The organism is Streptococcus sp. SGI.013 (assembly GCF_050315295.1).
Lineage (GTDB): Bacteria > Bacillota > Bacilli > Lactobacillales > Streptococcaceae > Streptococcus > Streptococcus porcorum.
In genome coordinates this window covers 1-11,196 of record NZ_JBNPOS010000041.1, presented here as the reverse complement: position 1 = coordinate 11,196, position 11,196 = coordinate 1, and the positions used below count along the sequence as shown (strand labels likewise).

At 37.6% G+C, this 11,196-nt stretch carries 5 protein-coding genes and 3 pseudogenes; 7 read left to right on the top strand and 1 reads right to left on the bottom strand.

Annotated elements, in window-relative coordinates; genetic code table 11:
* The 5 genes and pseudogenes from ACQRDX_RS08530 to ACQRDX_RS08510 form a co-directional block, all read left to right on the top strand.
* Positions 1-142, top strand: a pseudogene (locus ACQRDX_RS08530) (PrgI family protein); the annotation flags it as partial.
* Complete coding sequence (locus ACQRDX_RS08525) at positions 99-2,450, top strand: VirB4-like conjugal transfer ATPase, CD1110 family (RefSeq protein ID WP_427896402.1); 2,352 nt, start codon at positions 99-101, stop codon at positions 2,448-2,450. The pseudogene ACQRDX_RS08530 and the gene ACQRDX_RS08525, both read left to right, overlap by 44 nt.
* 1 nt (position 2,451) lies before the next feature.
* Positions 2,452-5,253, top strand: coding sequence for a phage tail tip lysozyme (locus ACQRDX_RS08520; RefSeq protein WP_427896400.1), 2,802 nt, complete (start codon positions 2,452-2,454; stop codon positions 5,251-5,253).
* A gap of 119 nt (positions 5,254-5,372) precedes the next feature.
* Positions 5,373-6,377, top strand: a complete 1,005-nt coding sequence (locus ACQRDX_RS08515) for a hypothetical protein (RefSeq protein WP_014636947.1) — start codon at positions 5,373-5,375, stop codon at positions 6,375-6,377.
* Positions 6,367-6,771, top strand: a pseudogene (locus tag ACQRDX_RS08510) (hypothetical protein); the annotation flags it as partial. The gene ACQRDX_RS08515 and the pseudogene ACQRDX_RS08510, both read left to right, overlap by 11 nt.
* A 102-nt stretch (positions 6,772-6,873) precedes the next feature.
* Here the strand turns inward: ACQRDX_RS08510 and ACQRDX_RS08505 are convergent.
* Positions 6,874-7,188 (bottom strand): hypothetical protein, encoded by a 315-nt coding sequence (locus ACQRDX_RS08505; RefSeq protein WP_427896398.1) that lies wholly within the window; start codon positions 7,186-7,188, stop codon positions 6,874-6,876.
* 799 nt (positions 7,189-7,987) lie between these two features.
* Between ACQRDX_RS08505 and ACQRDX_RS08500 the strand changes: the two are divergent.
* A pseudogene (locus tag ACQRDX_RS08500) lies at positions 7,988-9,252 on the top strand (IS3 family transposase); the annotation flags it as partial.
* A gap of 289 nt (positions 9,253-9,541) precedes the next feature.
* On the top strand, positions 9,542-11,196 hold a 1,655-nt coding region (locus ACQRDX_RS08495; protein WP_427896396.1), incomplete at its 3' end, for a GbpC/Spa domain-containing protein.

The following is an 11,196-nucleotide window of genomic DNA, read 5'->3' as shown; positions in this document are numbered from 1 at the left end:
CCCCAACGATTTACCATTTGAAACCTACCTCAAGTACCGTTTTCATTTTGAACTAACGGTGCCAGACCGCACATTTACTGGAAGAAAAGGAGACCAACGTGAAAAAATTAAAACACTCAATGAAACCAAAGAAACCTTCTAATGACCAAAAGCAAAAGACGAAAACACAGAAGCAGGAGATCAGACCTTCTACCGTAAATACGTTAGCCTATCAAGGGCTTTTTCAGAATGGCCTTATGCAGGTCAGCCCAAGCTATTTCTCACAAACCTATCTCTTAGGAGATGTCAATTATCAAACAGTTGGCTTAGAAGATAAGGGAGCTATCGTGGAGAAATATTCCGATTTAATCAATTCACTGGATGATCAGACCAATTTCCAACTGACTATTTTCAATCAAAAAGTTAATTTGGAAAAATTCCGTAAGAGTATTCTCTATCCCTTGCAGGAAGATGGGTTTGATGCTTATCGTGATGAATTGAATCGCATGATGGATGCCAACTTAGAGGCGGGTGAGAACAATTTTTCAGCCGTCAAGTTTCTTTCATTTGGCAAGAGCGACCAAACACCAAAACTAGCTTTTCGTTCTCTGTCTCAAATTGGAGAATATTTCAAGAGTGGCTTTTCAGAGATTGATGTATCTCTTGGTTTGCTCGGTGGAGAGGAGCGAGTGAATGTCCTTTCGGATATGTTACGAGGCGAAAATCATTTACCGTTCTCTTACAAGGATTTGACGCTCTCAGGTCAATCCACCAAACACTTTATTGCCCCAACCTACCTTTCCTTTAAACACAAGAATCATATTGAATTGGACGAACGATTATTACAGATTGTTTATGTTCGTGACTATGGTATGGAGTTAGGGGATAGATTTATTCGAGACTTAATGCAGTCAGATTTGGAAGTGATGATTAGTCTACATGCTAAAGGCTCTACCAAGTCTGAAACCATGACCAAGCTACGAACCAAGAAGACCTTGATGGAATCGCAAAAGATTGGGGAACAACAAAAGATGGCTCGGACTGGAATCTATTTGGAGAAGGTCGGGCATGTTCTTGAAAACAATATCGATGAAGCTGAGGCTCTTCTTCAAACCATGACTCAAACAGGAGATAAACTGTTTGACACCGTATTTCTAATTGGCGTGCTGGCGGATACTGAAGACCAACTCAAACAATCTCTTGATATTATCAAGCAAGTGGCTGGGTCAAATGATATGATTATCGATAACTTGACCTGTATGCAAGAAGCTGCCTTTAATAGTCTCTTGCCATTTGGGAAGAACTATCTCGAAGGTATTTCTCGGTCTCTATTGACTTCAAACATTGCCGTGAATGCCCCTTGGACTTCCGTAGATATTCAGGACAAGGGTGGGAAATTTTATGGCATCAATCAAATCTCAAGTAATATCATCAGTATTGACCGTGGCAAGTTAAATACTCCGTCAGGTTTGATTTTAGGGACTTCTGGAGCTGGCAAAGGGATGGCGACAAAACATGAAATCATCTCAACTAAGCTCAAGGAAGCAGATAGTGATACTGAAATTATTATTGTTGACCCAGAAAATGAGTACAGTATTATCGGTCAAGCCTTTGGTGGGGAGAGTATTGATATTGCCCCAGATTCCACTACCTTCTTAAATGTCTTAGATCTATCTGATGAGAATATGGACGAGGATCCAGTTAAGGTTAAGTCCGAATTTCTCTTGTCTTGGATTGGGAAGCTCTTGGATCGCAAAATGGATGGTCGTGAAAAATCCTTGATTGACCGTGTGACACGACTCACCTATAAGCATTTTAACACACCGTCCTTGGTCGAATGGGTCTTTGTCTTAGCTCAACAACCTGAACAGGAAGCTAAGGACTTGGCACTGGATATGGAACTCTATGTGGAAGGGTCGCTGGACATATTTTCACATCGGACCAATATTAAAACAGACAGTCATTTCCTGATTTACAATGTCAAAAAGTTAGGCGATGAATTAAAACAGATTGCCCTCATGGTTATCTTTGACCAGATTTGGAATCGGGTGGTCAAAAACCAAAAGCTAGGTAAGAAGACCTGGATTTACTTTGATGAAATGCAGCTACTTCTATTGGACAAATATGCCTCTGATTTCTTCTTTAAACTCTGGAGTCGTGTCCGTAAGTATGGGGCGATACCGACAGGTATTACTCAAAATGTAGAGACTCTTCTATTGGATGCCAATGGTAGACGCATTATTGCCAATAGCGAGTTTATGATTCTTTTAAAACAGGCTAAGAGCGATCGCGAAGAATTGGTACATATGCTTGGACTTTCCAAGGAACTGGAGAAATACTTGGTCAATCCTGAAAAAGGGGCTGGGCTAATCAAGGCCGGTTCAACCGTTGTTCCTTTCAAAAATAAGATTCCACAAGACACCAAGCTCTTTGACATCATGAGTACAGACCCTGAAAAAATGAGGACATGAGATGAAAGAGGATAAAAAGCTAGTCAAACAGGCTAGGCAAAACTTTCGAAGCAACTTAAAATCAGCCCGTATGCATTATCGGAAAGAAGTTAGAGCCTTAAAACAGACTGTTCCTAAAAAAGGACGATTTCGAAAACCAGCCCAAAATTCTCTTTTTCAGGAAAAGAAAACAGAGATAAAAGGAAATCTACTCAGTAGCCAAAAGGAAGCAGAAGAGAAGTTCCTAAAGGAAATTACCTATGTTTCTCCTAGACTGTTGAAGGTAAAGGAAATCAAGAACTATCGACTTCCTCAAGCTCAAGAGCGTTTGCGGACTGCAAGAAAACATTTGTCAGAAGTGAAACTAAGTGAGAAGCAAAAGGCAGTTAATCCCAAGTTTACTTTCCAAAAAGAAAATCCTTCCCCGAAGTCTCGCTTTCAGTTTCACCAAGAAAAATCATTTGATCGACTAAGTGCAGAAAAAGACGTAAGTTCTGCCAAGCGTGAGGTTAAACAACTCAAGAAAGTCCAAAAGACTAAGAAAAACTCTACCAAAGTCAAAGTTGGATTAGGCTTAGTTGCATCTGAATCCCTTGACCTGATAGCACAGGAGGATGATTTAGATGGTCTAAGATCCATGAAGGATATTAGTTTGAAAGCCAGACGCTATGGAAGGTTTACCTTTCAAGCAGGTAAGGTGGTAGTAAAAAGTGGACAGACAGGTGTGAGGTTTACCAAAACAAAATTTTCTCATGGAAAGGAACGATTCCAGAACTTCAAAAAGGGAAAAGGATTCACACGCCAGAAACCTCTTAAACCAAGAAGACGTTACCAGACCTTTTTAAAGCATGTGAGAAAACAAAGTGTCGCAGGTATCAAAGGAATCGTCCAAGCCATTAAGGGAAGTGTGACTTTCTTTTCTGTCCTTGCGGGAAATCCTTTGACTTGGATTGTCTCAGGCATTCTCTTGATACTCCTTTTGATGATGAGCTTTTTCATGAGTGTTTCAGGTAGTAGTGTCATTCAACAAGATGAGATGGAGTTGACCAAGGCCTATACCCACATGACGTGGGAAGATGCGGAACATACGAGAACCAATGAAAAAGGGATTGCCTACTACACCAAGATTGATGAGATTATGGTTTACATGAATCATCAATACCAAGACTACAAGCTTGACGATTTCATGGAAACAGGTGGTGTGACCTACAAAGCGTTTCTCAGTCAAGTGTGGACAGACTTAAATGGTGGAGATTCTATTAAATCCATGTCTGACTTATATAAAGAACCTACTTACAAGCTGTCTGATGAGGACCAGGAAGAGTTAAAGGAGTTGACAGAAGGAGGCAACTATCTAGCCCTTCAAGAATTGGACAATCCCTTTCAGGGACAGACTGACGAGGATAGCTTAAGCATGACCTACCGATATGGGTATGAGGTCATTGATGAGAAACCAACGCTGCATCACCATATCATCTTAGAAGCGAAAGAAGGTCAAGTCATTGTAGCTCCGATGGATGGCAAGGTATCTCTTGATGGAGAGAACGTTGTTTTGACATCTGGTAAGGGAGTGAATAAGACTAAACTAACCTTGTTTGGCATTCATTCAGGCCGAGTGAGTGAACATCAACATGTCTTGGCAGGAGATATTATTGGTCAGACCAAAGACGGAACGGGTCTAAAAGTCACCTATCAAAAGGTTGATGATGATACGGATAAGTTGGTCTATGTCAATCCAGCTTTCTACTTTCCAAAAGTAATCCAGGTTCAGACCACCATTCTTCCAACTATCGGTCAGTTTGGCGGCGATGAGTTCGAGAGAGCCAAGGCAATTTATGACTATCTTAAAAGCAAAGGTGCGACAAATCAAGCTATAGCAGCTATTTTAGGAAATTGGTCGGTAGAATCTTCCATTAATCCAAAACGAGCTGAAGGCGACTATTTATCTCCGCCAGTTGGTGCGACTGATAGTTCGTGGGATGATGAGGGCTGGCTCTCAATCAATGGTCCAACTATATACAATGGACGTTACCCAAATATTCTCAAACGTGGTTTAGGCTTAGGCCAATGGACAGATACCGCGGATGGGTCACGCAGACATACTTTATTGTTGGAATATGCCAAAGGAAAACATCAAAAGTGGTATGACTTAGGCTTACAACTGGATTTCATGTTGCATGGGGATAGTCCTTATTACACCAACTGGTTAAAGGACTTTTTCAAAAATTCAGGAAGTCCAGCTAGTCTTGCCCAACTCTTTCTCATTTACTGGGAAGGAAATAGTGGAGATAAGCTACTTGAACGTCAAACACGAGCAAGTGAGTGGTATTACCAAATTGAAAAAGGTTTTAGTCAACCAAACGGTGGGACAGCACAAAGTGATCCAAAAGCACTTGAAGCTGTACGAGGAGACCTTTTTGAAAACTCTATTCCAGGAGGTGGTGACGGTATGGGATATGCTTACGGCCAATGTACTTGGGGAGTTGCAGCCCGTATCAACCAACTGGGGCTAAAACTCAAAGGTAAAAATGGTGAGAAGATTCCAATTATCAGTACAATGGGCAATGGCCAAGATTGGGTACGAACAGCCGCAAGTCTCGGTGGAGAGACAGGGACAAGTCCACAAGAAGGAGCTATACTTTCCTTTGCGGGAGGAGGACATGGCACCCCAACAGAATACGGACATGTGGCTTTCGTCGAAAAAGTCTACCCAGATGGCTCATTCCTTATCTCCGAAACCAATTACAATGGCAATCCCAACTACACCTTCCGTAAATTATCTGGAGTGGATAGTAGCTTGAGTTTTGCTTATACGACGAAATAAAAAAGGATATGCTAACAATAATTGGATTTGTTAGCATATTCTTTTTGTTTTATCAAAAATATTGCATTTTATTATACAATTTGATAAAATGCAAATATAATGATAAAAAGGAGCGAAAAATGGACTTTGCCAAAATTAATAATGTTATGAGAGCTTTTCATTTTGAAGCTCAAATACAGCAAATAGACCTAGATCTTCCAATCATTTTTCAAAAGCGCTATGAATTTTCTACATTGACTGTAAAAAATAAGGTTTTCCTTTTGGTTAAAGAAAAAAGACCAGGGAGCTTAGATAATTTTGTTAAACAAGCTCAAGCTATTCAAAAGCAGGTTGATAAAGATGTGATTTTAGTTTTTAATAAACTGTCAGATGAACAGAAGAAGAAATTATTACAAATTGGTGCCTCTTATATTGATTATCAAGAAAATACATTTATTCCACAAATAGGATTTCTATTTTCTAAAGCAAGTGAAAAATTTGAACCAAGTGATCCCTTATCACCTACAGAACAAATGCTACTAATTGCCTTGTTACTGCATACTCCTGATTTAATCATTGATTTAGTTGAAATCAGCCTGATAACACGTCTATCTATTCCTAGTTTGTATCGCTATTTAAAAGCCTTTAAAGCACGAGGGTGGCTTCATAACAAACAGAAAACTTATCAATTTGCGAAACCTAAACAAATGATTTTTGAAGAAGTTAAATCATTAATCAAAGATCCAATTAGAGAGGTTTTAGTGATTAGTGATAAAGATTTTCAACAGTTGTACAATGAAGGGGCATTAAAAATGACCTATTTACAAGCATTATCACAATTTAGTATGCTTGCAGATTCAGAAAACTATGGAAGCTATGCTATTTCTAAGAAAAGATATAAGCGTATTGAAAAGGAGATTCAGCAAAACATCTTTCAAGGTCATCGTCTTGAAATTTGGAATTATGAGCCAGTACCTTTTGATTACATCAAAAATAATTGGTTTGAAAATGGAGATGTTATATTAGTTGATCCAATTTCGCTCTATCTAACTTTGAAAGATGTAGAGGATCCTAGAATTGAAGAAGAGGTAGAAATGTTAGAAGATAAGATAATAAACATACTAGGAGAGAAAAATGCCAGCTAATTTAAAACCTATTTTTCAAGAAATGTTTCGTGATTATCAAGATTACTATGTCCTAATTGGTGGAACCGCAACCTCTATCGTATTGGATGTGAATGGTTTTGAAAGTCGAACTACGAAAGACTATGATATGGTCATCATTGATGAGTCAAAAAATATAGACTTTTATAATACTTTAATTAGATTTTTGGAGTTTGGTGAGTATCAAGGTAGTCAAAAAGATAATAAAGCCCAACTTTTTCGTTTTACAACCAGGAAACCTGGTTTTCCAGAAATGATTGAACTATTTAGTGTTCTGCCAGAATTTCCACTAAAAAAGATGAGTAGAGAAACTCCTGTTCATTTTGATGAGGATGCGAGTTTATCTGCCCTGCTATTAGATAAGGATTATTATCACTAGTATACCATAATTTGTAGATAGTCAAATTATAGCTACCTTTTCAATTGAAAATATATTTTATTCAAAAAAAAATAGAAGCAATCATCTTCTATTTTTGTGTCAAATATTTGAATTCTCTTCTGATAATTTAGTAAGAATATTTTGTAAAACTCCCTGAATTTTTTTATCTCTAGAATTTAAATATAGAATAAAATTGTACAATGTGTTTATTTCATCATTTGTGAATTCATCATTTGAATAAGGATCAAATCCTGGAATTGAAGAATAGTCATCAAATCCTAGTTCAATATAAGACTCATTAAAGAGATTCTCAATAAAACCATCAAGTCCATTTATACTGTCAATTTCATTATAATCTGCTGATTCTAATAAGTTATCAAAATCTTCAAGGATTTTTTTTATTTCATTAATCATTAACCACCAATTCTCCTTATTAAATTTATCGACTTTATTATAACATATATAGTATTTTTTGTAAGAAATGAACATCTGATAAATTTTTTTAACTATTATTTTGTGAAATAATGATATTATTAATTTAAGGAATACCTGCATAATGTTTTTTCTTCAAACGTGACTCAGAGACTGAAAGTAAGTCTAGACTAACCGAATTGTATCGATACAAATTTTGGAGCTAATGTTTTTCTTGAATGCTCAATATTAAGTCCTTAACGGTACTAGTTTTCCATTTAGGAATGTTAAATGAATATTCAGGAAGTAGGAGTTTTATTATATTTGTGAATGATATACTAAGTAAGTCAATTTGCAACGGACAAATAATAATATAGTATAAAATTCGAGGAGGTATTCGTTATACATACACAAACTATCTCACAATTTTAACTTTTGGATACTGATCTACTTTCAACAGTTGAAGGTGGGGGTTGTTCTTGGAATGGTGATGGTGGTGCGACTTGTAGGTGGGGTAATTAGGAGGACATTATGGTATATTTTTTAGTTGTTTTTTTGACCGTGATAGCAGTAAGATTCTTTACTAATCGTGGGAAAAAATAATTTTAATTGATCCTACTAACTGCTTTCAGTTAATATTAATCAGATCCTTTTAAATAAATAATTTATCGATACCAGTTTTTGATATACTTCCCTTTTAGTCGACAGTGAAAAAACAAAAATTCACTAGAAACTATGATGGGAGTTTTTCTATGTCTAAAAGAAGTCCAAAATCTGTATCCAATAAGCTAGAAATCATTGCTGGAGGAAGTGTAGTAAGGAACTAAAGGAACAAGCTGTTTCCACCTATCTCAATGGTCATGGGAGTTTAAGATGTTTAAGTGAAAAGTACGATATCTCTGACCGTTATGTTCTCAGTAGTGGTAAAGAACTGAAATCTACCAGTAAATGAATGAGTCACGTGAAAAAAGGGCACAAAACAACATTTGAAGAACGAGTTGAAATTGTCAACGACACCATTGCTCATGAGAAAGATTACCAAGGAGCTGTTGAGAAGTATGAGGTGCCCTACCAGTAGGTCTATTTTTGGATCAGAAAGTTTGAGGAGGATTGATTCAAACGGTCTTCCCGATCGTCGTTGAAAAGGTTTGGAAAGTAAGCCTAATCTAACTTCGGAAGAAGAATTACGCCTAAAAATCAAGCAACAAGTAGAGCAAATTAAGTATCTTGGAATGGAGAATGCCCTGCTAAAAAAGTTAGAAGAAATCAAGCGACGAAATCAACGGTAAGACTTGGTTGCCACTTAGAAACTTTTCAAGTGATTAAAGAGTATGTCAATGAACAGGAAAATAGAAGATTGATGGATGTTATCAAGGTGCTTCATAGCCAGCATAATGGCGTTCTCGGTTATCGTCGTATGACGCTATTTATCAATCGCAAGCTCGGAACAAATTATAACAAGAAACGGATTCGGCGATTGATGAACATCCTAGGTGTTCGCTCCATTATCGGAAGAGCCAAGGGTTATTGTACTAAGACTAGCTTTGTCAGTATAGAGGACAATATTCTCAATCGTGATTTTACAGCTACTGCTCCCAATCAGAAATGGTGTACAGATGTAACTTTCTTGAAGTAAGATCTCAGCTGTAAAGTCTATTTGAGTGCTATTAAGGGCCTTTATGATGGCTCTATTGTAGCTTATGGGGTTGGTCAGTTTAATGATAACGAATTGGTGTTAGAGACGCTTCGTAAAGCACGAATAGCTAATCCTGATGCGATTACAGCGACCGAGGTTCACAATATACTTCGAAAGATTATTACCGTTTAACGACCCAGTATCAGATGACCCGCTCCATGTTTCATGTTGGCAAGTGTATTGACAATACACCAACTGAAAGTTTCTTTAGGAACTTTAAGACGGAGTGCTATGATTTGAAGAAATATAAGACCTTTGAGAAGCTAGTTTCAGATATTGATGCCTACATCTATTTTTATAATCATCAACATTTTCAAGAACGCAACAACGGCCTTGCCCCTCTTGAAATGAGGAACAAGGCCGTCGCCTAATCTTTTATTATTTCATTGTCCACTTGACAGGGAGCTGTTCAATATTTTGAAGGCTATCTTTTTTATTATTATAGAGATACTGTATATTGTGGCTGGTATAAACATATATAGTTCCCTTATTTCATCACTTACTCCTATTGTAATCCGTACATAATGGGAAAAAGGATTCTCAAACAAGGAAAAGTAAGAAATCTGATTTTTTATCAAAATAACACCTAACAGAATGAATTGTGTTTCAAGCTCCCCTCATTGATGGTATAATAGCTCTATACTTTTAGAAGGGATAGTTATGAAAAAGAAATCTTACCAAGTTTTAGGAATTAGTCTTTTCAGTAGTTTATTGCTGGCAACACCCAAGGTCTTAGCTGATGAAATTTCACTTGCACCTGCTGCTAACTCTAATACATCTGAAACGACTGCTAATCAAGTAACGAATTATACAGACCATCAACCGTTAAACCAAGCTCTTTCAACAGCAGTTTCCGAAGGTATTGTGGTTGTCGCAGATGACACTGTGAGTTACGACATGAAACAGGCAGTTGAAAATGACTATAATGCACAAACCCAAACAGTCAATCAGCTGGTATCAGACTATCAAGCTGCTAAAGCGGACTATCAAAAAGCTGATCAGGCCTATCAGAACAACCAAAAAGAGGTTGAGGATTATCAAAAAGAAACACAAGCCTATCAAAATTATTTAGCTGCAGAAAAACAATACCAGACTGATTATAAGCAATATCAAAATCAACTAAAAACTTATGAAACAGCGGTAGCTAAAAATGATCTGTTAAAAACTGATTATCAAGCAGCCCTATCTCAATACCAACAAGAGGAAACCTCTTATCAAAAGGCTTTAGGGGAATATCAGAAACAGGTTGACCTCAATAAAGAAAAGGAAGCTCAGTTTCAGAAAGATCTGGCGAACTATGAAACAGCCCTCAATGATTATGAAGTGGCTAAAAAGGAATTTGATCAGGTCAAGGCAGACAATGATCGACTGCTTTCTCTTTATGAAGAGAAAGTCAGCCTCTACCAACAGAATCATAGGGAGTGGGAGCTTGAGAAAGCTCTTTATGACGAAAAGCTTAAGGCAGCTGAAACTGATACCCTAAAAGAAGGGTTTCTAAGCAAAGTTCATGCACAATACCTCATCTTCAAAAATGAGCCTAACGCTAAAGTTAGCTTTGAAGGGGTTCAAGATTTCTTTGGGGCTAATCATGACTTTGGCCTTGCCCTAGCAGGTATTTCAGGAAATCCAAAGGACATCACCAGAGACCAACAGCCTAACTTAGCTATAGGAGTGGGGGGAGCTACCGCTGCTGGGGCAGGAGATGGCTATGGAGTTTTCTTAAAACAGGGTCAACCGATTACCGTCACTTATACTGGACTGGAAAAATCAACCTATAAGGGACGCGCTATCACAAAGGTTATCTATACCTTTGAGTTAGTCTCTACCTTTAGTCCTGAACAAGTAGCTACCGCTTTTATCTATACAGACCCCACTAAAACGATCTATGTCGGTCATCATGGTGATAATCATGCCACTACGGACTTTACGATTCATCAGACCATTCGTTTTTACTATAATGATACCGAACAAGTCATTCTAGACGAAGCTACCTCGTCTTTACTCTCTCTTTCTTCTTTAAATCATAGTTTTGAGTTTGGTGAACAAGAATACGTCAAGCTTAGCGATACGATGACCTTTATTCCGATTACAGGTTCATCTGTTTCCTCAAAAGATGGAATTGTTGCTTCTTTTGGAAGTAACAATAGTAAAGCCGATGGGTCAAAATATGATCGTGCTGACTGGGATAATGATGGGGATGATAATGAATACTTTGGCGCTGGTGTGGCTAAGATTGTAGGATCTACCATTGCCTTTGACTTTGGAATACGGTATAGTCAAGCAGATATTAATCAATCCAGTAACCCAGGACAATT

Excerpts from the sequence above, each read along its gene's own strand:
- ACQRDX_RS08520 (WP_427896400.1), top strand. The coding sequence starts at position 2,452 with ATGAAAGAGGATAAAAAGCTAGTCAAACAGGCTAGGCAAAACTTTCGA.
- ACQRDX_RS08515 (WP_014636947.1), top strand. The coding sequence starts at position 5,373 with ATGGACTTTGCCAAAATTAATAATGTTATGAGAGCTTTTCATTTTGAA.
- ACQRDX_RS08505 (WP_427896398.1), bottom strand. The coding sequence starts at position 7,188 with ATGATTAATGAAATAAAAAAAATCCTTGAAGATTTTGATAACTTATTA.